The sequence below is a fragment of the Mesorhizobium sp. B2-4-2 genome (genome assembly GCF_006442845.1).
Classification (GTDB): Bacteria; Pseudomonadota; Alphaproteobacteria; order Rhizobiales; family Rhizobiaceae; genus Mesorhizobium.
The window spans coordinates 283,030-306,288 of sequence record NZ_VFVM01000001.1 but is presented as its reverse complement, the minus strand read 5'-3'; the positions used below and the strand labels follow the sequence as shown (position 1 = coordinate 306,288).

The 23,259-nt window shown below is 63.4% G+C and carries 18 protein-coding genes; 7 read left to right on the top strand and 11 right to left on the bottom strand.

Features of this window, described 5'->3' with window-relative positions:
* Positions 1–21 precede the first annotated feature (21 nt).
* Positions 22–1,731, top strand: coding sequence for an APC family permease (locus FJ942_RS01460; RefSeq protein WP_140897121.1), 1,710 nt, complete (start codon positions 22–24; stop codon positions 1,729–1,731).
* 77 nt (positions 1,732–1,808) lie between these two features.
* Here the strand turns inward: FJ942_RS01460 and FJ942_RS01455 are convergent, their stop codons facing one another.
* The 4 genes from FJ942_RS01455 to FJ942_RS01440 all read right to left on the bottom strand — a co-directional run bounded on the left by FJ942_RS01455 (position 1,809) and on the right by FJ942_RS01440 (position 9,064).
* Positions 1,809–4,958 carry an efflux RND transporter permease subunit gene (locus tag FJ942_RS01455; RefSeq protein ID WP_140897120.1) on the bottom strand — a complete coding sequence of 1,050 codons (3,150 nt, stop codon included), beginning with the start codon at positions 4,956–4,958 and terminating at the stop codon, positions 1,809–1,811.
* 249 nt (positions 4,959–5,207) lie between these two features.
* Entirely contained in the window at positions 5,208–6,353 is a 1,146-nt protein-coding gene (locus FJ942_RS01450; RefSeq protein WP_140623598.1) for an efflux RND transporter periplasmic adaptor subunit, read from the bottom strand.
* A gap of 56 nt (positions 6,354–6,409) precedes the next feature.
* On the bottom strand, positions 6,410–7,018 hold the full coding sequence (locus tag FJ942_RS01445) for a TetR family transcriptional regulator (protein WP_140497843.1): 609 nt from the start codon (positions 7,016–7,018) through the stop codon (positions 6,410–6,412).
* Between the two features lie 405 nt (positions 7,019–7,423).
* A complete protein-coding gene (locus tag FJ942_RS01440; RefSeq protein ID WP_140897119.1) occupies positions 7,424–9,064 on the bottom strand; it encodes an acyl-CoA synthetase in 1,641 nt (546 codons plus the stop codon).
* Between the two features lie 193 nt (positions 9,065–9,257).
* Here FJ942_RS01440 and FJ942_RS01435 point away from each other — a divergent pair, with 193 nt between their 5' ends.
* The 4 genes from FJ942_RS01435 (at position 9,258) to FJ942_RS01420 (ending at position 12,973) form a co-directional block, all read left to right on the top strand.
* Complete coding sequence (locus FJ942_RS01435) at positions 9,258–10,223, top strand: sugar-binding transcriptional regulator (RefSeq protein ID WP_140897118.1); 966 nt, start codon at positions 9,258–9,260, stop codon at positions 10,221–10,223.
* Between the two features lie 79 nt (positions 10,224–10,302).
* Entirely contained in the window at positions 10,303–12,357 is a 2,055-nt protein-coding gene (locus tag FJ942_RS01430; RefSeq protein ID WP_140897233.1) for a bifunctional aldolase/short-chain dehydrogenase, read from the top strand.
* An 84-nt stretch (positions 12,358–12,441) separates the two neighbouring features.
* A complete protein-coding gene (locus FJ942_RS01425; RefSeq protein WP_140520872.1) occupies positions 12,442–12,699 on the top strand; it encodes a type II toxin-antitoxin system RelB/DinJ family antitoxin in 258 nt (85 codons plus the stop codon).
* Between the two features lies 1 nt (position 12,700).
* A complete protein-coding gene (locus tag FJ942_RS01420) occupies positions 12,701–12,973 on the top strand; it encodes a type II toxin-antitoxin system YafQ family toxin (RefSeq protein WP_140559322.1) in 273 nt (90 codons plus the stop codon).
* Between the two features lie 74 nt (positions 12,974–13,047).
* Here FJ942_RS01420 and FJ942_RS01415 read toward each other — a convergent pair whose 3' ends face one another.
* The 3 genes from FJ942_RS01415 to FJ942_RS01405 all read right to left on the bottom strand — a co-directional run bounded on the left by FJ942_RS01415 (position 13,048) and on the right by FJ942_RS01405 (position 16,740).
* Entirely contained in the window at positions 13,048–14,100 is a 1,053-nt protein-coding gene (locus FJ942_RS01415; protein WP_140520874.1) for a substrate-binding domain-containing protein, read from the bottom strand.
* A 40-nt stretch (positions 14,101–14,140) separates the two neighbouring features.
* Positions 14,141–15,136, bottom strand: a complete 996-nt coding sequence (locus FJ942_RS01410) for an ABC transporter permease (RefSeq protein WP_140580692.1) — start codon at positions 15,134–15,136, stop codon at positions 14,141–14,143.
* Positions 15,137–15,228: 92 nt separating this feature from the next.
* Entirely contained in the window at positions 15,229–16,740 is a 1,512-nt protein-coding gene (locus tag FJ942_RS01405; protein ID WP_140897117.1) for a sugar ABC transporter ATP-binding protein, read from the bottom strand.
* A gap of 135 nt (positions 16,741–16,875) precedes the next feature.
* Between FJ942_RS01405 and mtnK the strand changes: the two genes are divergently transcribed.
* The gene (mtnK, locus tag FJ942_RS01400) at positions 16,876–18,147 is read left to right on the top strand and encodes an S-methyl-5-thioribose kinase (RefSeq protein ID WP_140897116.1); all 1,272 of its coding nucleotides are present in this window, start codon (positions 16,876–16,878) and stop codon (positions 18,145–18,147) included.
* On the top strand, positions 18,144–19,238 hold the full coding sequence (gene mtnA, locus FJ942_RS01395; RefSeq protein ID WP_140897115.1) for an S-methyl-5-thioribose-1-phosphate isomerase: 1,095 nt from the start codon (positions 18,144–18,146) through the stop codon (positions 19,236–19,238). The genes mtnK and mtnA overlap by 4 nt, the downstream gene beginning before the upstream one ends.
* Positions 19,239–19,275: 37 nt before the next feature.
* On the opposite strand, the gene FJ942_RS01390 is transcribed toward mtnA, so the two are convergent.
* The 4 genes from FJ942_RS01390 to nanR form a co-directional block, all read right to left on the bottom strand.
* Positions 19,276–20,076 (bottom strand): sugar phosphate isomerase/epimerase, encoded by an 801-nt coding sequence (locus FJ942_RS01390; RefSeq protein ID WP_140555467.1) that lies wholly within the window; start codon positions 20,074–20,076, stop codon positions 19,276–19,278.
* Between the two features lie 57 nt (positions 20,077–20,133).
* Positions 20,134–20,979, bottom strand: a complete 846-nt coding sequence (locus tag FJ942_RS01385; protein WP_140520880.1) for a phosphogluconate dehydrogenase C-terminal domain-containing protein — start codon at positions 20,977–20,979, stop codon at positions 20,134–20,136.
* A 46-nt stretch (positions 20,980–21,025) separates the two neighbouring features.
* On the bottom strand, positions 21,026–22,288 hold the full coding sequence (locus FJ942_RS01380) for a ribulose-bisphosphate carboxylase large subunit family protein (RefSeq protein WP_181169771.1): 1,263 nt from the start codon (positions 22,286–22,288) through the stop codon (positions 21,026–21,028).
* A gap of 104 nt (positions 22,289–22,392) precedes the next feature.
* Positions 22,393–23,106, bottom strand: a complete 714-nt coding sequence (gene nanR, locus FJ942_RS01375) for a transcriptional regulator NanR (protein ID WP_140497819.1) — start codon at positions 23,104–23,106, stop codon at positions 22,393–22,395.
* Positions 23,107–23,259: the final 153 nt, after the last annotated feature.

The following is a 23,259-nucleotide window of genomic DNA, read 5'->3' as shown; positions in this document are numbered from 1 at the left end:
CAAAAAGGGGAATTCACCGACATGAGCACCATAAGCACGGTCCTGGACCAGCCTGCCGAAAGCAAGCTGCTCAGGCATATCGACTGGCGCGGCGCCTTCTGGGTGGCGAGCGGCGTTCCAGCCCTTGTCCTGTTCTCGATCGGCGGCATTGCCGGCACGACCGGGACGCTCGCTTTCCTGATCTGGACGGTGTCCATGGTCATGGGCTTCCTGCAATCCTTCACCTATGCCGAGATCGCCGGCCTGTTCCCGAACAAATCGGGCGGCGCCTCGATCTACGGCGCCACCGCCTGGCTGCGCTACTCCAAGTTCATCGCGCCCTTGTCGGTATGGTGCAACTGGTTTGCCTGGTCGCCGGTGCTCTCGCTCGGCTGCTCGATCGCCGCCGCCTATATCCTCAATGCGCTGGCGCCGGTGCCGATCTTTACCGACACGTCGCCCGAGGTCGCCGCCTATATCGCGGCACATGCCGGAACGAGCGCCGCCGACGCCATTACCGCGGTGACCGCGGCGGCGACCCCGGCGATCCGCACGTGGTCGGCGTTCAGCCACACGCTGGGTCCGGTGTCCTTCACCTTCAACGCCACCTTCTTCATCGGCGCCGTGCTGATGCTGATGATCTTCTCGATCCAGCATCGCGGTATCCTGGGCACCGCCAATGTGCAGAAATATATCGGTCTGCTGGTCATCGTCCCGATGCTGATCGTCGGCGTCGTGCCGATCTTCACCGGCCAGATCAACTGGGCCAATTTCTCGCCGCTAGTTCCCTTGGCCGCCGCCTATGCGCCAGAGCCCGGCGCCTGGAACATCGCCGGCTGGACGCTGGTGCTCGGCGGCATGTTCATCGCCGCCTGGTCGACCTACGGCTTCGAAACCGCCGTCTGCTATACGTCCGAGTTCAAGAATCCGGGCACCGACACCTTCAAGGCCATCTTCTATTCCGGCCTGCTCTGCATGCTGCTGTTCATCCTGGTGCCGTTCACCTTCCAGGGCGTGCTCGGGTTGAATGGCATGCTGGCGACGCCGATCGTCGACGGCTCAGGCGTGGCGGATGCTCTCGCCGGCATGGTCGGCGGCGGCGGGCTTATCCACAGCCTGCTGGTGATGCTGATGATCCTGGCGCTTGTGCTGTGCATCATGACGGCTATGGCCGGCTCCTCGCGCACGCTCTACCAGGGCTCCGTCGACGGCTGGCTGCCGCGCTACCTCAGCCATGTCAACGAACATGGCGCGCCGACGCGGGCGATGTGGACCGACCTGTGCTTCAACCTGATCGTGCTGGCGATCGCCTCGGCCGATGCGACGAGCTTCTTCTTCATTCTCGCCGTATCCAATTGCGGCTACATCATCTTCAACTTCCTCAACCTCAATGCCGGCTGGATCCATCGCATCGACAACGGCCATATCGCGCGGCCGTGGAAGGCCCCGACGTGGCTCTTGGGGATCGGGGCGATCTTCGCCTATGTCAACGCGATCTTCATGGGCGCCGGCGCCAAGGTGTGGAACCCGATGGCGCTGTGGGCCGGGCTGATCACCGCGGCGCTGATCATCCCGGTGTTCTGCTTCCGCCATTACATCCAGGACGGCGGCAAGTTCCCCGACCACATGCTGGCCGACCTCGGCATGGCGGGAGCGGACCTCTCGGTGAAAAAGGCGGGCATGCTGCCCTATCTGACGCTGGTCGCCGGAGTGGCGGTAATGCTGATCGCCAACTGGTTTTTCGTCATCTGATTGCCTGACGGGCAAGCGGCCTTCGGCTCCGCAAGAACAGAAATCGGCCGGTCTCAAATGAGACCGGCCGATTTCGTTCATTCAGCCGCCAAAGCGAGTTGCGGCCTCTCCACGCCTTCGACGGTTTTCGGTTCGGGCGTCTGTTCGTCGGTCGGCACCTTCTTGCGCTCGCGGCCGAAGAACAGGGCGTAGCCAGCGGGCAGCACCAGGATGGTGAGCACGGTTGCAACCAGAATGCCGCCCATCATGGCGTAGGCGAGCGGCCCCCAGAATACGCCGCGCGAGATCGGGATCAGCGCCAGCACCGCGGTCATTGCCGTCAACACGATCGGCCGGAAACGGCGCACAGCCGAGCCGATGATCGCTTCGGAGCGTTCCATGCCTTTCGCGATGTCCTGGTCGATCTGGTCGACGAGGATGATGGAGTTTCGCATGATGATGCCGAGCAGCGCTATGACGCCGAGGATGGCGACGAAGCCGAACGGCGCGCCGCTGATCAAAAGGGCCGCGGCCGCACCGATGATGCCGAGTGGACCGGTAGCCAGAACAAGCATAGCCTTGCCGAAATGCTGCAGCTGGACCATCAGCAATATGACGATGACGGCCAGCATGATCGGCGCCTTGGCGGCAATGGAAGCCTGGCTTTCCGCCGAATCCTCGGCACCGCCCTGGATCTCGATCTTGTAGCCGGGCGCCAGACCATCGCGCAGGCCCTTCATGTCGTTGTACATCTTGGTGACGACGTCGTTTGACTGCACGCCGTCGGGCAAGGTCGCCCGCACGCTGATGGTCGGCAAGCGGTCGCGCCTCCACTCGACGCCTTGCTCCAGCACCGGCACAACCTTGGCCACCTGCGACAGCGGCACGAAGCCACCGAAATCGGTCGGGATGTAGATGGAATCGACCGAGGACAGCAGCGCGCGGCTGGCATCCGGCTCGCGCGCGACGATGGACACCGTTTCTTCGCCGTCGCGGAAGTCGCCCAGCGGCGCGCCGGACATGGACGCCTGCAGCATCTGGCGGATGCGCTGCGAGGTGACGCCCAACGCACGGGCGCGGTCCTGGTCGATGACCAGCTTCATCGCCGGCACAGGTTCCAGCCAGTCGTCATGGACGGCGCCGAGCAGCGGGTTGGCCTGGAATTTCGCCTTCACCTGGTCGGCAATGCGTCGCACTTCCTGGCGGTCCGGGCCCATGACGCGCATCTGCACCGGCCAGCCTGTCGGCGGCCCGAGGAACAAGCGGTCGACCTTGCCGCGGATGGAGGGGAAGTCCTGCGCCAGGATGGTACGCAGCTTGACGATCAGCCGCTCGCGCGCCGGCTCGTCATTGGCCATCACAAGAAGCTGGGCGAAGTTCGGATTCCTGAGCTGCTGGTCCAGCGGCAGGAAGAAGCGCGGCGCGCCTTCACCGATATAGGTGGCGATGAAGCGCTTGTCCTTGTCGTCCATCATCTTGGCTTCCAGCGCCTTGGCCTGCGTCTCGACTTCCTTGATGCTGGTGCCTTCCGGCAGCCAGAGATCGACGAGGATTTCCGGGCGAGACGATTGCGGGAAGAAGTTCTGCGGAATGAACTGGAAGGCCCACAGGCTGGTGGCGAAGGTCACCAGCGTCATCGTCAGCACGATGATGCGATGGCGCACGGCCCAGGTAACGGTCGAGCGAAGCCGGCGATAGAAGCTGGTGTCGAAGACGTCGTGATGGGAACCGGCATGCTTGCGCTGCTTGAGGATCATATATCCCAGCCATGGCGTGAAATAGACCGCCACGAACCAGGACACGACGAGCGCGATGCCGACAACGTAGAACAGCGTGCGGACATATTCGCCGGCGGTGGAGGCGGCGAAGCCGACCGGAATGAAGCCGGCGGTGGTGATCAGCGTGCCGGTCAGCATCGGGAAAGCGGTCGAGGAATAGGCGAAACCCGCCGCCTCGATCTTGACCAGCCCCTCCTCCAGCTTGCGTTCCATCATCTCGACGACGATCATGGCGTCGTCGACAAGCAGGCCGAGCGCGATGATCAAGGCGCCGAGAGAAATGCGCTGCAGGTCGATGCCGATCTCGTACATGATCGCGAAAGTGGCGGCCAGGACCAGCGGGATGGCGATCGCAATGACAAGTCCGGAGCGCCAGCCGATCGACAGGAACGAGACGACGAGCACGATCAGCAGCGCTTCGCCGAGCGCATGCATGAACTCGCTGACAGCGTCCCTGACGACCTCGGGTTGGTCCGATATCTGGTCGACGGAGACGCCATAGGGCAGCGCCTCCTCGAATCGCTTGTAGGTCGCCTCGACGTCCTTGCCGACATCGGTGACGTTGAAGCCCTTGGCCATGACGACACCGAGCTGGACGCTCTCGTGGCCATTGAACCGGTACTTGCGCTCGAAAGGATCCTCCAGCCCCGAGCTCACGGTGGCGATATCGCCAAGGCGCGTCACCTGGTTGCCGGCGCGCAAGCGCAGCTCGCGAATGTCAGCCGCCCTGGTGACGTCGCCCTCGACCGAAATGCGGACCGAGCGCAGGCCGGTGTCGACAGAGCCTGCCGGGTCGACATTGTTCTGTCCCTTGATCGCGTTCTGCAGGTCAGTCAGCGTCAGGCCGCGCTCGGCCAGCGCCTTGGACGAGACGTCGACATAGATCTTCTCGGGCTGGTCGCCGATGATGACCGCCTTTTCGACGCCGGGCGTCGTCAGCAGCATATCGCGGGCCTGAATGGCGAACTTCTTCAATTCGGGATAGCTGAAGCCATCGCCGCTGATCGAATGCAAGGTGATGAAGGTGTCGCCGAATTCATCGTTGAAATAGGGGCCGAGCAGGCCCTGCGGCAGATCGCCTGCTATGTCGCCGACCTTCTTGCGTACCTGATAGAAGGCGTCGTTGACCTGGGCAGCATTGGTGTCGCCCTTGATCTGAACCGTGATGATGGCGCTGCCGGCGCGCGTGTAGGAGCGCACGAAGTCGAGATGCGGCGTTTCCTGCAGCTTGCGCTCGATCTTGTTGACGACCTGGTCTTCCATCTCCTGGATCGAAGAACCCGGCCAGATCGCCTGCACGACCATGACGCGGAAGGTGAAATCGGGATCTTCCTTCTGGCCCATGCGCATCAGGCCGAGCGCACCGGCAAGGATGATCAGGCCGAACAGGAAACGCGCGATGCTCGGATGCCCGATCGCCCAACGCGAGAGGTTGAAAGGCCGCTTTTCAGTGTTGCTGTCGGTGGTCATGGCGCCAGTCCAGTCCAATTGATCTGCAAGGCAGGTTCATCATGCCGTTCATGCGTTCTTCGTCTGGCTTCCGGGCGGCGAAGCTCCCTCAAGCGGAGAGACTCGCATCGCGTGTGACGCGACAATGATGCGGGGGAGCCATCTTGCCGGCGTCTCGACGATCGGGCGCCTGCCGCCCGGAAACCATGGCCTGCCCGGTCTTGCGGCTCGCGCCGCCAAGATAGGGAAGGGTTTCGTTGTGCCTGGCTGTCAGCGCAGGCTGCTGGTGGCAGCGTCTTCCGCCGCCGAGGCGGACTGCTGGAGACTGTCGCCGGACAGCTTGACCTTCAGATTGTCGGTCATGAACTGGGTGCCAGCGGCAACCACGACGTCGCCCTGCTTGAGGCCGTCGGCAACCGCGACGCCATCGGCGGTGAAGTTCGCGATCTTGACCGGACGCGAATGCACGGTGTCGCTGCCGCGGTCCACGGCCCAGACGATCTTCTGGCCGTCCTTTTCAGCCAGGGCGCTGAGCGGGATCGAGACCAGCTGGGTCTTGCTGTCGATCGAGGCCTGCACGTTGGCGGTCATGCCGAGCAGCACGCGCGGATCGTTGGGAAGCGAGACGCGAACGGCGAAGGTACGCGACTGCGGGTCGGCGCTGCCGGCCACTTCGCGGACCTTGCCGGCAAGCGTCAGCGCATCGTCCGCCCAGAAGCTTGCCTTGACCTCCTTGCCCGGCCTGAAGCCGGCAATATCCATTTCCGGCACCGCGATCAGCACTTCCTTCTCGCCATCGACGGCAACCGTCATCACGGGCGTGCCGGCACCGACCACCTGGCCGACATCGGCACTGACCGCGGTGACGATGCCGTTCTCGCTCGCCTTGAGGTCGGTATAGTGGACCTGGTTCTGAGCCTGGGCGAGGGTCGAGCGGGCGGCATCGCGCGTCGCGACCGCCTGGTTGTAGGCCAGCGTCGCCTGCTCGAGCTGCGATTTCGGCGCGAAATTCTTGGCATAGAGCTGCTCGGCGCGCTTCCTGGCGAGATCCACCGTCTCGACCTGGCGCTCGGCGGCGTCAAGGCTCGCCGCGGCGCTTTTGACCGAAAGCTCGTAATCGGAGGGATCGATGCGGGCGAGGACGTCGCCCGAGGTGACATGCTGGCCGATGTCGACGAGCCTCTCGGTGACCTTGCCGGCAACGCGGAAGCCGAGATTCATCTCGGTGCGGGCACGCACCGAGCCGGAATAATCGAGCTGGCGGGTGGTCTGCGCCGCGCCGATCTCGACGACCTTGACGGGGCGGATGATATCCTTGACCTCCGCCTTCTCCTGGGAACAACCGGCAAGGCCGAGCGACGCGACGATCAGGCCGGCAACCGGCAGCCAGCGGATAATGGAATTGGACGAAGACACCTTAGCACTCCCAAACTGGAGATTGATTGTCGTTACCGGCGCCCGGCGGGCGGCGGCTACTTCTTCAAGGCCTTGATCGCATAGTCGATGAGGTCGTCGGGCATTGCCCGGTTGGTCTTGGCAAGACACTGGGCCACCATCTGCGGGTGGCACAAAATGACCGTGGCCGCGCCGAAGCAGCGCGACGCAATCACCGGATCCTGCTCCCTGAATTCGCCGGCCGCGATGCCCTCGCGGATCACCTCGGCAAAAAGATCATGGATACTGTCGACATGCTTGTCGATAACGCCCCAATCGCGCTCGAGGGCGACGATGACCATCTCATGGACCTTCTGGTCGTCGAGCATGACCTCCATGGTCATCTTGTACTGCGCGTGCACGTAGCGCCGCAGCCGTTCCTCGGCGCTGATCGGCAAATGCATGATCTCGTAGGCCATCCTGTAGCTGGCCCCGAGCATCCGGCCGCAGACCGCCTGGTGGATTTCGACCTTGGAAGCAAAGAAGCGATAGATGTTGGCTGGCGACATGCCGAGTTCGCGGGCAATGTCGGCGACATTGGTCTTGCCGTAGCCATAGTGCCGGAACAGGCGCTCGGCGCAATCGAGAATGCGCGTTACATTCTCCTGGCGGGCGGCATCGGCGACGAGGTTGGCGGTTTCGGACATAGCCTCTTTCGATTTACTAGTGATGAATTTTGATTTTCGTCACTCGTAAATCGAAAGGAACGCGATGTCAACACGGATTCGGCGTACGCGTACAAAATGGTGACAGATGGTGACAGTGAGGGGGGTGGCTCGCCTCGCACTTCGTCATCCCAGGGTGGAGCAGTCGCGAAGCGACGTCGCGGAAATCCTAGGATCCATGCCGTGGCCTTGCGGCCGTGCTCCGGCAGTCGAGGATGGCTGCTGTAGGCTACAGTAACTTCCTGATCCACCTCATTTTTTGACTGACATCAGGGCATGGATCCTAGGGTCTGCGCCGCGTCGCTTGGTCCTTGCTTCGCCCTGGGATGACGAAGTCACAAGGCCCGCCGCAAATTGTCGAGGTCATCGCAAGAGCGGCCATGCGGCCTACGCCTCCTTCGCCATCTCTCTTAGCCGGAATTTCTGGATCTTCCCCGTCGAGGTCTTGGGGATCTCGGCGAACACCACCGCTTTCGGCAGTTTGAAGCGGGCAAGCAGCGCGCGACAATGCTCGATGATCTCGGCCTCGGTCGCTGTCTTGCCGGGCTTCAGCTCGACATAGGCGACCGGCACCTCGCCCCATTTCTCGTCCGCCCGCGCCACCACGCCGCAAGACGCAACGGACGGGTGCTTGTAGAGCGCGTCCTCGACCTCGATCGAGGAAATGTTCTCGCCGCCCGAAATGATGATGTCCTTGGAGCGGTCCTTGAGCTGGATATATCCATCCGCATGCATGACGCCGAGATCGCCGGAGTGGAACCAGCCGCCGGCGAACGCCTCGTCGGTGGCCTTGCGGTTCCTGAGATAGCCTTTCATGACGATGTTGCCGCGAAACATGACCTCGCCGATGGTCTTGCCGTCGGCGGGCGTCTGCGTCATCGTTTCGGGATCCATCACCGTGAGGCCTTCGAGCGCGGCGTAGCGCACGCCTTGCCTGGCCTTCCTCGTGGCCCTCTGCCCCTTCTCAAGATGGTCCCATTCATTGTGCCACTCGTTGACCACCGCCGGGCCGTAGGTTTCGGTCAGGCCGTAGAGATGCGTGACGGCGAAGCCGGCATCGGCCATGCCGGTGAGCACCGCTTCCGGCGGCGGCGCGGCGGCCGTGTTGAAGGTGACGGCTTGCGGGAACTGGCGCTTGTCCTCATCCCTGGCATTGATCAGCACCGACATGACGATCGGTGCGCCGCACAGATGGGTGACGCCATGGTCGGCGATGGCGTCGTAGATCTGCTTCGGCCGAACCCAGCGCAGACAGACATGGGTGCCGGCCTGGACGGCCAAGGTCCACGGAAAGCACCAGCCATTGCAGTGGAACATCGGCAGTGTCCACAGATAGACCGCATGCTTGGCCATGCCGGCATGGACGGTGTTGGCGTAGGCCATCAGGGCAGCACCCCGATGATGGTAGACGACGCCTTTCGGGTTGCCTGTCGTGCCCGAGGTGTAGTTGAGCGAAATGGCGTCCCACTCGTCGTCAGGCATCGACCAGGCAAAATTCCCCTCGCCCTCGGCGACGAAGGCCTCGTAGTCGAGAGTGCCGATGCGACCGCCCTTCGGATAGGGAGCGTCCGCGGCGTAGTCGGGATCGTCATAGTCGATGACCAGGGGCTTCACCTTGGCGAGGTCAAGCGCTTGCCGAACCACTCCGGAGAATTCGCGATCGACGATAAGCACTCTGGTCCCGGCATGGTCGAGCTGGAAAGCGATCACGGCGGCGTCGAGGCGAGTGTTGAGCGAATGCAGCACCGCCTTGGTCATTGGCACGCCGAAATGCGCCTCCAGCATCGGCGGCGTGTTCGACAGCATCACCGTCACCGTGTCGCCCTTGCCTATGCCGCGCCTGGAGAGCGCCGAGGCGAGCTGCAGCGAACGCCGCCAGAAATCGCGATACGTCACGCGCTGCCGGCCATGGATGATGGCGACATGATCGGGATAGGTCTTGGCTGCCCGCTCCAGATAAGTGAGCGGCGTCAGCGGCTGGTGGTTGGCAGCGTTCCTGTCGAGATCCTGTTCGTAAGGGTTGCCCATCCTGTCCTCCCCGTATGTCCCTTTGCCGACATGTTCTAACCACAGGCTCGGGCCGCGTCACCAGCAACGATGCCACGACAAAGCGCGTCTGGCGCAATGATGATCTAGATTTGGCGCGCGTAAAGGCATCGCGTACCTCCGCGCGGTTTGACTTTTGTCGAGAGCCGTGACTAATGTCAGCCGAGGAGAAGGCATGGCAATCCGACCGGCAGAACAACTTATCCACAAGGCCGCCTGGCTCTATTATGCGCATGGCCTGCGCCAGGACCAGGTGGCGAGCCAGCTTAACATTTCCCGCGCCTCGGTTGCCATGTATCTGCGCAAGGCGCGAGAGACCGGCATCGTCAACATCTCGACCTCGACCCAGCTTTTCACCGACGACGTCATGGCGCGCAAGCTCGAGGATGCACTCGGTCTCGACGCGGTCTGGATCGCGCCGGAAAACGGCCATATCGCCGATCCCGCCACCGACATCGCGGTGCTGGCGGCGAGCGTCTTTCTCGAACTGGTGAAAAAAGGCGACCGCATCGGCGTCGCCTGGGGACGCACCGTCTACATGATCGCCGACATCATGTCCTACGCCGATCTCCAGGATGTCACCGTGGTGCAGCTCTGCGGCAATCTCGGCGCGCCATATTCCTATCGTCCCGACCAGTGCACGATGGAGATCGCCCGGCGGCTCAACGCCAAGGGCATCAATTTCTACGCGCCGCTCGTGCTGACCACAGAAGAGCTGGCGCGCGGCCTGCGGGCCGAGCCTGTAATCCGCGAACAGCTGTCGAGCATCCACGAATGCGATCTGGCGCTGTATTCGGTCGGCGCCGTCGATGCCGACAGCCATCTGGTCAAATGCGGCGCGCTGGCATCAGACGAAATGGCCGACCTGCGCAAGGCGGGCGCGGCCGGCGTCATTGCCGGGCAGATCATCGATGCCGAGGGCAAGGTGCTCGACTGCGGCTACAACCGGCGGGTGATCTCGGCGGAGCTTTCCTCGCTGCGCGCCATTCAGAAGCGGCTGATGGTGGTGCAGGAGAACAGCAAGTTCGAACCCCTGCTCGCGGCGATCGCCGGCGGCCTTTGCACGCATCTGGTGGTCGGCGCCGATATGGCGCAGCGGCTTCTGGATCATGCCGGAGCGCCAGGCAAAAAGGTATCCTAGAGACCATTCCTGCCGCGGCCGTCATCAAGGCGTCGTGGCATTCCTGTTTCACCACTATGACAGCAACTGGACGAAGCTAATGAAGAACCTGTGGAATGACGGCGACGCGGAGAAGATGGTTGCCGACTATGCAAAGAAAGGCGTCGGACGCGATCTCGCGCTGCGCGTCTACACGACGCGCCTGCTGGGCGGCGAACCGCGACTGGTGCTGCATGGCGGCGGCAACACTTCCTGCAAGACCAAGGCGACCGACCTCGTTGGCGACGAATGGGACGTGCTGTGCGTCAAGGGCAGCGGCTGGGACATGGCCGTCATCGAGCCGCAGGGCTTGCCGGCGGTGAAGATGGGCGCGCTCATCAAGGCGCGCGCGTTGGACAAGCTCTCCGACGAGGACATGGTCGCGCTGCAGCGGGCGAACCTCATCGATCCGTCCTCGCCCAATCCTTCGGTCGAGACTTTGCTGCATGCCTTCCTGCCGCACAAATTCGTCGACCACACGCACTCGACCGCCATCCTGGCGATCGTCGACCAGGAAGACAGCAAGCCGTTGGTGAAGACGGTGTTCGGGGCCAAGATGGGTTACGTGCCCTACATCATGCCGGGCTTCGACCTCGCCAAGGCGGCTGCCGACGTCTTCGATGCCGACCCTGATGTGGAAGGCCTGATCCTCGACAAGCACGGCATCTTCACCTTCGGCGACGACGCCAAGCAGGCCTACGACCGGATGATCCACTATGTGAATGTCGCCGAGGAGTATGTAGCCAAGCATGCCAAGCCCAAGGCGGCAAAGGCCGCGCTTCCGGCGAAGCTCGCGACGCCGGCTTCCATCGCTCCTATGTTGCGCGGCGCCGTGGCGGTGGCACGCGGCGAAGGCCGCTTCGACCGCATGATCAGCGATTTCCGCACCTCGGATGCGATCGTCGATTTCATCAATTCGGCCGAGATCGCCGACTACGCCGCGCGCGGCGTGTCGACGCCGGACCTATCGATCCGCATCAAGACCGGGCCGATGGCGGTGCCGGCGCCCGATGCGGACAAGGCCGGCGACTACAAGGCCGTCATCAAGAGCCATGTCGACGCCTTCGCCAAGGAATACCGTGCCTATTTCGAGACCAATGACGCGCTCGACGACGTCAAACGCACCATGCTCGACCCGATGCCGCGGCTGACGCTGGTGCCAGGACTCGGCATGTTCGGCCATGGCCGCACGCTGAAGGATGCCAGGATCGCCTCCGACGTCGGCGAGATGTGGATCGAGGCCGTGCGCGGCGCCGAAGCGGTCGGCCGTTTTCATCCGCTTTCCAAGGCCGACCTGTTCCCGCTCGAATACTGGTCGCTGGAACAGGCCAAACTCGCCTCCAACAAGCCGAAGCCGCTGACCGGCCAGGTCGTGCTGATCACTGGCGGAGCCGGTGCGATCGGCGCCGCGACAGCCAAGCTTTTCGCCGACAATGGCGCCCATGCGGTGGTCGTCGATCTCGATGGCGAAAAAGCCGCTGATGCGGCCAAGAAAGCGGGCAACAATTCGATCGGCGTCGCCGCCGACATCACCGATACGGCGCAGGTGCGTGCAGCCTTCGACAGTGCGGTCGCCGTGTATGGCGGCGTCGACATAGTGGTGTCCAATGCCGGTGCCGCCTGGGAAGGCCGGATCGGCGAACTTGACGACGCGCTGCTGCGCAAGAGCTTCGAGCTCAATTTCTTCGCCCACCAGTCGGTGGCGCAGAACGCGGTGCGCATCATGCTCGAACAGGGCACCGGGGGTGCACTCCTGTTCAACACCTCCAAGCAGGCGGTCAATCCGGGTCCGAAATTCGGCGCCTACGGCGTGCCGAAGGCGGCGACGCTGTTCCTGTCCAGGCAATATGCACTGGATTACGGCGCGCATGGCATCCGTTCCAACGCCGTCAATGCCGACCGCATCCGCTCCGGGCTGTTGACCGACGCCATGATCGCCAGCCGATCGGGCGCACGCGGCGTGTCGGAAAAAGAGTACATGTCCGGCAATCTGCTCGGCCAGGAGGTGACGGCGCAGGACGTGGCGCAGGCTTTCCTGCACCACGCGCTGGCCGACCGCACAACCGCCGACGTAACGACGGTCGACGGCGGCAATATCGCGGCGGCGCTGCGGTAGCACGGTCACGCACAGCGCAGACGGCAGGCTTGCAAGAACACCCGTTTGTAGCTACATTGTGGCTCAAACTCAAGGAGTCACAATATGGCAACGGATACGGTTGTCCGCGCTCGAATTGATACGGCGACAAAGGACCAGGCTACCGAAGCCCTGGCGGCAATGGGACTGTCGGTCTCCGACGCCATTCGCCTGCTGCTGGTCCGCGTCGCCGCCGACAAGGAATTTCCCTTTCCGGTGAAGGTGCCGAACGCAACCACCCAAAAGGCCATTGCCGAATTGGAAAAAGGCAAAGGCAAGCGTTTCGCGTCAGCCGACGAATTGTTCAAGGATTTGGGCATCTGACATGCCGACGCCCGTTCACTCCGGGCAATTCCGCAGGGACGTTAAGCGCATGGAGAAGCGTGGCAAAGACCTCGCTAAATTGCGCGAGTTGTTGGGCCTGCTCATCGCCGGACTGGAACTGCCGGCGCGTTATAAGGATCACCCTCTAAAAGGCGACTGGAAAGACTATCGGGATGCGCATGTAGAACCTGATTGGCTCTTGATCTACCGCATTGCCGACGATGAGCTGCGGCTTGCCCGCACCGGCTCCTACTCCGATCTGTTCAACGAATGAAGACAGCAAAAAAGCCGCCTGCACTTGCTGCAAGCGGCTGTTCCAAGTGTGAGCGAATTGCAATATCGATTGGCCTACTTCGCGTTCGGGTTCGGCATCCAGGCCGGCATGGCGACATCGGCATGGGCGAACTGCGGCAGCTTGGCCGACAGGTCCTCCATATTCTTGATGTCCTTGTCGAGAAGGTCCTTCTGGGTGATCAGCGTCGGCGGCACGACGACGTTGTGTCCGGGGTCTTCGCCGGCCAGCAGCTGCGCCAGCGCACGCACCGAGACCTGGCCGACGACGGCCGGGTTGGTGGCCGCGGTTGCCGCCCAGGCGCTGTCGGGCTCGCGCATCGCCGCAATGTCGGAGGTCGAGATGTCGGCCGAATAGATCTTGATGTCCTTGTTCAGGCCCGCCTCGTCGACGGCGATCTTCACGCCCTTGGCGAACTCGTCATAGGGAGCAAACATCACCTTGATGTCGGGATGGGCGGTCAGCACCGAGCGCGCCTGGTTGGCGACCGAGTTGGCGATCGGGTTGTCCAGCGTGCCGAACATGGCGACTTCGTTGATGCCGGAGTATTTCTTCTTCACGTCGACCCATGTTTCATTGCGGCGGTCGAGCGGCGCGATGCCCGCGACATAGACATAGCCGGCCTTCCAGCTCTCGCCATTGTCCTTGACCGCCTGCTCGAGCGCGAGGCGCGCAAGGTCGCGGTCTGACTGCTCGATCTGCGGGATCTTGGGGTTTTCGACGTTGACGTCGAAAGCGACCACCTTGATGCCGGCGTCGACCGCGCGCTGGGCGGCGTCCTTCATCGATTCCGTCAGGCCGTGCTGGATGATGATACCCTGCACGCCAAGCGCGATGGCCTGGTCGACCATGTCGGCCTGGAGGGCGGCGTCCTGGCGGCTGTCGAGCACGCGCAGGTCGACGCCGAGGGCCTTGGCCTGCGCCTCGACGCCGGACAGATAGGCCTGGAAGAAGTCACCGGTCGAGAGATAGCGCACCAGGGCGATCTTGACGCCAGGCTTGTCGAACGGTGCCGGGCGATCGGCAGCCAGGGCCGTCCCCTGCATCAGCAACGCCGCGCCGGCGAGCCCGAGCGCTGCCTTGCCCAAAAGTCTTCTTGTGATGTTCACGTCGTTTCCTCCACTTGTTGAAATGCAACCCGGTCGAAATCTATGTCCTGCCCCTGCCGGAAAGAGCGAAGGTGAAGACAAGGGCGACGACCAGAACGGCGCCCTTGATGAAATCCTGCGTGTAGTACGGCGCGTTCATCATCGTCAGGCCCTGCAGCAGGACACCGACGAAGACGGCGCCGACAGCCGTGCCGAACGCGTTCGGCTTGGCGGCGCCTAGCACCGCGTAGCCGATGAGCGCCGCGGCGACGGCGTCGAGCAGCAGATTATTACCCGAGGCGATGTCGCCGCGTCCAAGCCGGGCGGCGAGCAAAATACCGCCGATCGAGGCAAAAACTCCTGAAATGATATAGGCCCAGATTTTGTATGCCTTGACAGGCGCGCCGGCGAGTTCGGCGGCGCGCTCATTGGAGCCGACTGCATACATCATGCGGCCGAAGCGGGTGTATTCGAGGAAGAACCAGATCAGCACCGCGAGCACCGCCAGGACGACGACCGAGACCGGAACGAGATTGGGAATGAAGAAGTCGAAGCGGTGGCGGCCGAGCGCCAGGAACGCCTCGCCGAACTTGCCGTTGGCGACCGAGCCATCGGGCATGGTCATGCCGGTGGCGATCGAGCGGCCTTCGGTCGGGATGCGCTGCAGGCCGACCAGCAGGAACATCATGCCGAGCGTCGCCAGCAGGTCCGGCACGCGCATATAGACGATCAGCCAACCATTGATGAGCCCAACAATAACGCCGATCAGCAGGCAGACGATGACCGCGACGACAGCGTTCTGCTCCAGCACCACCATCACATAGGCCGCAGCCATCATGGCTGACGTGGCGACCGAGCCGATCGACAGGTCGAAGCCGCCAACGACCAGCGTGGCGGTGACGCCAAGCGCCAGCACGCCGGTGATAGCGACCGACTGGAAGATGAAGACCGCGCTTTGCGGCGAAATGAAACCGTCGGCGGCAATCGCGAAATAAGCGACGAGCCCGAACAACAGGACGATGAAACCGTAGCGGATGGCGTGGTTGCGCTGCGTCATTCAGCGCCCCCGCGCGCCGCTGCCGTTTTTACCCAACTCGAACCCATGCTCTCCATTCCAATTGTCATCGTCAGCTCTTCAATTCCAGCAGGTCAAGCCGCGCGGTGCGGCAGCCCGCCGGCCACCTCGGCCAGCAGGCGATCGAGATCGATGTCCGCGTTGCGATGTTCGCCGACGATGGTCTGCTCCGACATCACCAGGATACGGTCGGCCGTCTCAAGAGCCTCGTCGAGTTCGGTCACGAACAAAAGCGTCGCGCGGCCATTGGCGCTTGCCCTCAGCTTGGCGGCGATGTCGCGCCTGGCCGAGATATCGACGCCCTGAAACGGCTCGTCGAGAATGAACAGCCTTGCATCCTGCGCCATCCAGCGGGCGACCATCACCTTCTGCTGGTTGCCGCCGGACAATGCCGACATCTCGTCCTTCTCGGAGCGGCAGACGATGCCCAATTCCTGGATCTGCCGGCGCGCCGTGGCGCGTTCCAGGCGGCGCTTGAGCACGCCCAGGTTCGACATCCTTCTCAGAAACGGCAGGCTGACATTGCGCTCGATGTTGAAGCCGCCGACGATGCCGCTGGTGGCGCGATCCTTTGCGACGAGGAAGACACCGGCGGCGATCGCGTCGCCGGCCGAGCGCGGCGCGTAGGGCTTGCCGTTCATCGTCATGGTGCCGGCGAGCGGCCTGCGCACGCCGAACAGCGTCTCGGCAAGCGCTGTCTTGCCGACGCCGACCAGCCCGGTGACGGCAACGACCTCGCCGTCGCCAAGTGTCATCGAGATCGGCCTGGCGCCCTGGGCGATGCGCAGCCCTTCGACGGTCAGCACCGCCTTGGCCGAGTGCCTGGCGACGATCTGCTCGAGGTGGATCTTACGGCCGAGCATGGCATTGACCGCACCTTCGTAGTCCAGCGGCTTCTTGTCGAAGACGCCGGACACGGCGCCGTCGCGCATCGAGACGATGCGGTCGGCAAGCCGCCTTATGTCGGACATGCGGTGCGAGATATAGAGGATCGCCACGCCTTGCGCGCGCAGCCTGTCGACCAGCGCAAAAAGCCGATCGGCTTCGGCGCTCGACAGCGATGAGGTGGGTTCATCGAGGATCAGCACTTTCGGCTGATGTGCCAGCGCGCGGGCAATCGCCACCATCTGGCGATCGGCCAGCGAGAGATCGCTGACGCGCGCCTTCAAGTCGATCGCCAGGTCCATGCGGTCGGCAACCGCCTTGGCCTCGCGACGCACACGGACCGGGTTGAAGAGCACCGGGGCGCCACTGCCGCTCAGCCTGCCCAATGTCAGGTTGGTGGCCACGTCAAGATCGGCGACGACGCCGTCATTGATGTTCTGGTGAACGGTGACGACGCCAGCGCGGATCGCTTCCGCCGGTCTTCCCGGCGCAAAGTCCTGGCCGGCCAGGGTCATGGTGCCGCCGTCGCGCTCGTAGACGCCGCTGACGATCTTGACGAGGGTGGATTTGCCGGCGCCGTTGGCACCCATCAGGACGGTCACTTCACCGGCATGGAGTTCGAGCGAGACGCCGCCAAGCACCTCGTTGCGGCCAAAGGATTTCCTCAGTCCCTCTACGCGGAACACGGCATTGCCGACCATGCGTTCCTCCCTGCCCGTGACGCTATGGGCTACATCGGCAATTGTCAACACGATTGACAATTGCCAGAGCGCTACCTAGCTTGGCCCCGCCGCCGTGGCTCCGCTATTATGGGGGAACGAGCAGGAGAGGTGAGGATGACCGGGAAGACGCCGTTCGAAGCACTGTCGGTGGAGACGCTCGCCACGCGGCTCGGCAGCAACGAGGCGCTCACCCAGCGCATCGGCGAGGACACCAGCCGCTGGAAAGTGCGCGAGGTCGGCGATGGCAATCTTAATCTCGTCTTCATCGTCGAGGGCGGCAAGGGCGCGGCTGTCGTCAAGCAGGCCCTGCCCTATGTCCGGCTGGTCGGCGACAGCTGGCCGCTGCCGCTGAAGCGTTCCTTCTTCGAATATCACGCGCTGACACGGCAGGAGGCGCGCGCGCCGGGCTCGGTGCCGGCCATCTACCATTTCGACGAGACCCAGGCGCTGATCATCATGGAGTATCTGTCGCCGCACATCATTTTGCGGCGGGCGCTGATCGAGGGCCGGCAATTGCCGAACATCGCCAGGGATATCGGGCTGTTCATGGCCCGCACCCTGTTCCGCGGCTCCGACTTCTCGATGGTGACCAAGGAACGCAAGGCGGATCTGGCGCTGTTCGCCGACAATGTCGAGCTGTGCGACATCACCGAGAACCTGGTGTTCTCCGACCCCTATTTCGACGCCAAGCTAAACCGCCACACTTCGCCGCAGCTCGACGCATTGGTCGCCGAGTTGCGCGCCGACCGCGACCTCAAGGTGGAAGCGCAGCGCCTGAAGCATCTTTTCGCCGCCAATGCAGAGACATTGCTGCATGGCGACCTGCATTCCGGCTCGATCATGGTCACGGATACAGAGACCAGGATGATCGACCCTGAATTCGCCTTCTACGGGCCGATGGCCTTCGACGTCGGCATGCTGCTCGCCAATTTCTGGATGGCCTTCTTCTCGCAGCGGGGCCATGAGCAGAGCGGCAAGCGCGACGCCATGCGCGCTTATCTGCTCGATGTCACGGCGCAGACGTGGTCGGTGTTCCGCACCGAATTCTCGCATCTGTGGCGCACGGAGCGCAACGGCATGCTTTATCAAAAGAGCCTGTTCGAGGATCAGGGCGACAGGCTCGGCGCCGAGCAGGCGCTCGACCATGTGCTGCACCAGATCTGGGACGACCTCCTCGGCTTTGCCGGCATCGAGGTGCACCGGCGCATCCTCGGCCTCGCCCACAATGCCGATTTCGAGACCATTGCCGACGAAGACCTGCGCGCCACATGTGAAGCGAAGGCGCTGAAGTTCGGCCGCCACATCGCCGTCAACAGGCGTCATATTCACAGCATCGACGAGGTCAACAACCTGGCCGCGCTAATCGAACAGGAGAACCGCATTTGAACGTCGGCGAGCGCCACTATCGCACCATCTGGCTGAGCGACGATGGGCGCTCGGTGGAGATCATCGACCAGCGCTGGCTGCCGCATGACTTCCGTGTCGTGAAGGTCGATACCGTTAACGGCATCGCCACCGCCATCCGCGACATGTGGGTGCGCGGCGCGCCGCTGATCGGTGTCACCGCTGCCTATGGCGTTGCCATGCAGATGGCGGACGATCCGGCGGATGCCGCGCTCGATGCCGTCTGGGAGACGCTCCACGAGACGCGTCCCACGGCGATCAATCTGCGTTGGGCGCTGGATGAGATGCGGCGGCTCCTGCGGCCGCTGCCGACGGAACAACGCGCCGCAGCCGCCTATCGTCGCGCCAGCGAGATCGCCAACGAGGATGTCGGGCTCAATCGCGCCATCGGCGAGAACGGTCTCGCCATCATCAAGGACATCGCGGCGCGCAAAAAGCCGGGCGAAACCGTCAACATCCTGACCCATTGCAACGCCGGCTGGCTGGCTACCGTCGACTACGGCACGGCCACGGCGCCGATCTACCTGGCAACGGAGGCCGGCATTCCGGTCCATGTCTATGTCGACGAGACGCGGCCGCGCAACCAGGGCGCCCAGTTGACGGCCTGGGAGATGGCCGGCCACGGCGTGCCGCATACGCTGATCGTCGACAATGCCGGCGGCCATCTGATGCAGCGCGGCGCAATCGACATGGTCATCGTCGGCACCGACCGCACGACGGCCGACGGCGACGTCTGTAACAAGATCGGCACCTATTTGAAGGCACTCGCCGCCGCAGACAACGACGTGCCGTTCTATGTCGCGCTGCCTTCGCCGACCATCGACTGGACGGTGGGCGACGGGCTTGCCGAAATCCCGATCGAGGAACGCTCCGGCGACGAGGTTTCGCTGGTGTGGGGCAAGACCGCGAGCGGCGAGATCGCCCAGGTGCGCGTCTCGCCGGAAGCGACGCCCGCGGCAAACCCCGCCTTCGACGTGACGCCGGCGCGGCTGGTCACCGGCCTGATCACCGAACGCGGCGTCGCCAAGGCCTCGCGTGAAGGGCTGAAGGCGATGTTCCCGGAGCGTGGATAGCCGGCTCTCGCAAAGGCAAGGAACCAGCTTTCGCTGTTCAGAAGGTGCTGCTCTTTGCGATCTCCAGCGAGTTGACGAAATCCAGTGAACGCCGCAGCGCGCTCCGAATGGTGGCCATATCCACCGGCGCGCTCCGCCGTTGGGGATCACGGCGCTGCGGGCGCCGCAGCCGCAATGGCAGTTCGATGCTGACCGGCAGCGTCGCGGGAAGCGTTGCCCAGTACGGTCCGTAGCCCATCGAGCCGTCGCCGATGGCGCAAAATGTCCATCCCTCCCCGGTGCTGACGACATCCTTCAGATGGGCATGCCCAACGGCATCGATGGCATCAGCGATATCTTGCGCCGGCTGCACCGTCTCGTTGCTGTAGGTAAAGACATTTCCGGCGTCGTGGTTCAGGCGCACGTGTCGCGATCCGATGTCCCGAATGAAGCTTGCCCCCATCCGGGCACTGCCGAGCAGATCGCCTTGGCCATGTCCGGGGTTTTCAAGCGCCAGGACGATGCCGACTTCCTCCAGCCTCGGCAGGAGGGCGTCAATCGTTTTGCGGATCGCCGCGCTGTTTCTCGCCGGGCCGGCATTGGTAATCAGGAAGGACGCGCCAAGACCGGCGGCAAAGCCGATGCGGCGGGACAAGGCGTCGACGGCATCGGCCCCCGACAGGTCGAGATGAGCCGACACGGCATTGATCCCCAGCCCGGCATGTTCCGCTGCCTGGCGCAACTTCGCGGCGTGCGCAGCCGCAAACATGCCTTCGTCGAAATCGACATAGCCGCGGATGAAGGCCGGCTCGACATGGAGGGCGCCGGCCGCCGCAATCTCCTCGAGGGCCAATTCCATGGGATAGCCATCGAAGAGCGCGGTCGATACCGAGGTCCGGCGCGGCGAAGGCAGGGCTCAGGCTCCCTTGCCGTAGACGATCAATTCCGAGGCTTCCTTGACCTTGGCAGGAGACAGCGCTTCGCGCCAATCGTCACGGACCACGACGCCCTTGGCGAACCGCATCAGGCGTAGCGCCGCATCGGACGGCACTTTCGGAGAGAAGCCGAACCACATGGCGATCTCGACGTTCAGATGGCCTATCAGGAAGTCCATCGCGGCCTTCCTGGGAATGCCATATTTGCGTTCGCACTCCTCGACAGCCTCGACCATGGTGTCGACGAAGGGCATGGCCACCATTTCGGACAGGCCCGGCTCCAGGATCGCCAGTTGTTCGACCGTGACGCGATGGCTGTCGATGATCGGCGACCACATGGCCCTGCACACTTCCTCGCCAAGCGCATAGTGCTCTTCCGGACCTTGCATCAGGGCACAGACGATCGATTGCCTGGCGATGCCGCCATGGTAATCGCGACGCGCGGCCCATTCCGTCTCTTCGCCGAACAGCGGCGGATGGCAGGGATGGCCGACGAAATAGGTGAGATCCGGCCGATCCGCGGGCAAGTCGCCGGCATAGGGCGCTGCCGCATCCAGAATGAGGATCATGGTGCCCGCGGCAAGCATCGGCGAAATCTGGCGCGCCACCTGGCCGATGATGTTGTCCGGCAGAGCCATTACCACCACCTTGGCGCCGGGAATGCCCTCCTCCATGGCGACGGCGCCGATATCGGCCTCTCCCAGCCGCTTGCGGCCGGCCTCGCCGATCTCCACGGCGCGGACATCGTAGCCCGCTTCGATCAACTTGCGCGTCACGCGGAAGCCCATCTTCCCTCCGGCCCCAAGCACCGCCACGGATGTCGTCATTTGCTTTCTCTCCCATTTGCCTTGATGGCGCGCCGATGGCGCAGATTCAGCCGAACGCTTGCAGCGCGGCTTCGAGCTCCGGATGCGTGGCGGCGTAGTCGCGTGCGGGAACCCCTGCCGCCGCGGCTTCGAAAGCATCATGCAGGCTTCGAACGCCGGCGGCCGGCCCGCCTGGATGCGCCATGATCCCGCCGCCGCAGCAATAGATGAAATCGTCCGAGCCGAGCCTCGTATAGGTCTCGGCCGCCTGCACAGCGGTCTGTCCAGACGAAAACACCGGCATGACCGTATCGGGACGGCCAGCCCGCTCGAACATCGGGGTGAGACAGCCATGGGCCGACGCCATCACCGATTCGTCCGGCTCGCAGAACTTGTTGGACAGCCCGTTGACGTGCATGTGGTCGATGCCCGCCAGACGCCAGAATTTCTGATAGGCGAGATAGCTCATGCCGAGATCGGGAGAGCGGCTGAAGAGGCCCCAGCCGGCCCGATGGCCGTGCAGCGCAACGGCGGAGTGGCGACGCATCTCGATGACGGCGGACAGGCCGACGGAATTCAGGACCAGCATGGCGCAGGTCCCGCCACGGCGCTCGATCAGATCCAGCTGGCGACGCATGGCGTCGATGTCACCGGAAATGTTGGCCGCATACATGATCTTGCGCCCGGTCCTGTCGGCGTGCCCGTCTATCACCGCCATGACCGCTTCGTACCGGTGTTCGAACGGCGAATGCGGAGGGTCCCCCATCAATTCGTCGTCCTTGATGAAATCAAGACCCGCGGCAATCAGCGTGTCGGCCAGGGTCGCGGTCTCCTGCGGGGTAAGACCAACGCTCGGCTTGACGATGGTGCCGATCAGCGGGCGTCCTTCGACGCTTGTCAGGCGACGCGTTCCCTCGACGGCGAAGGCCGGCCCTGGGTAGGCATCCGCGAAGGCATCGGGAAAGGTAACGTCGAGGAGACGCATGGCCGAGAAATGATGCAGCTCGAACAGATTGCCGAGAACCGTCGACCAGACCGAAGCCAGCACTGTCCCCGTATTCTCGATGTTCCAGGAAAGGCCCACCTTGGCCCGGTGCGGCCTCACGGTCGCATTTTTTGGCGAGCGCGAGAACGGCAACGCCTCGCTGTCGACCTCGGCAACATCGCTGATGAATTCCACGCGGGCTCCGAACCTGCGCAGCAGCTCCGGCGTTTCTCCGGGTATGGCGCGGAAAGTCCCGCTTGATTGTTCGCCCGCCATCGCAGCCGCGGCAACCTCCAGCGGGTAGCGGGTTTCGATCAGATAGGTGGCGCGGAGGCGACCGGACAATGCAGGCTTCCCGACTGGAATGACGTTCACGGAGTGACCGTTAGCACCAAAAAGAAATCATGTCATCATATGAGTTTTCCCGGGCAAAAAATTTCGGCGGCCGCTCAGCCGGCGCCGCCGCCGGCCAGTTTCGAATAGAGCTCGTTGGCGCGGCCAATGTGGTCGGCCATTGCCGCGCTCGCGCCTTCCGGATCGCCGCCGGCGATTGCCTTGTAGATCCGCTCATGCTCCTCGACCGTCAGCCGCTCGGCGCCTTTCATCGCCACCAGATCCCGCTTGAAACGGGACAGCCATTCGAGCATTCCCTTCGCCACCGCCGCTATCATCGAATTGCCGCTCATCTCCGCAATGACGGCGTGGAACTCCATGTCGGCCGCCACGAACCGGGCCTGGTCGCCCTTTGCCTCGCGCAAATGACGCAAGGTCTCCGCGAGGCGTTCCAGACTCTTGGCCGTGGCGCGCCGCGTGGCTATCCGAACCAGGCCGGTTTCCAGCAAGAGCCTGACTTCCTTGAGTTCTTCGAGCCCGCGAGAGTTCGTCGCCAGCATCATGACCATCGCCGCGGAGACCTGATCGACGATGACATCAGGCGTCGGATTGATGACGCGGGCACGTTCTCCGTGCGAGATCCTGATAAGTCCCATCTGCTGCAGCGACAGCATCGCTTCCCTGATCGAGGGCCGGCCGACGCCGATCATCGTCATTAGTTCCTTTTCCGACGGCAATTGAGAGCCGGGCGGGAATTCGGACGTCGAGATTGCCGCCATCAGCCGGTCAAGCACCTCCACATACAATTTCTTTTTCTGGACCGGCTCCATCTGTCCCTCCCTGGGGTGTTCGCGGAACAATCGATCCCGAGTCGCGTCGGCAGACAAGGGTCGCGCCATCGATTGACATTTACATATATGATGACCTAACGTCCGTCTACGGCCGACTTTGGACTGGTCACCAGTTGCTGGAGCAGGCCGGCT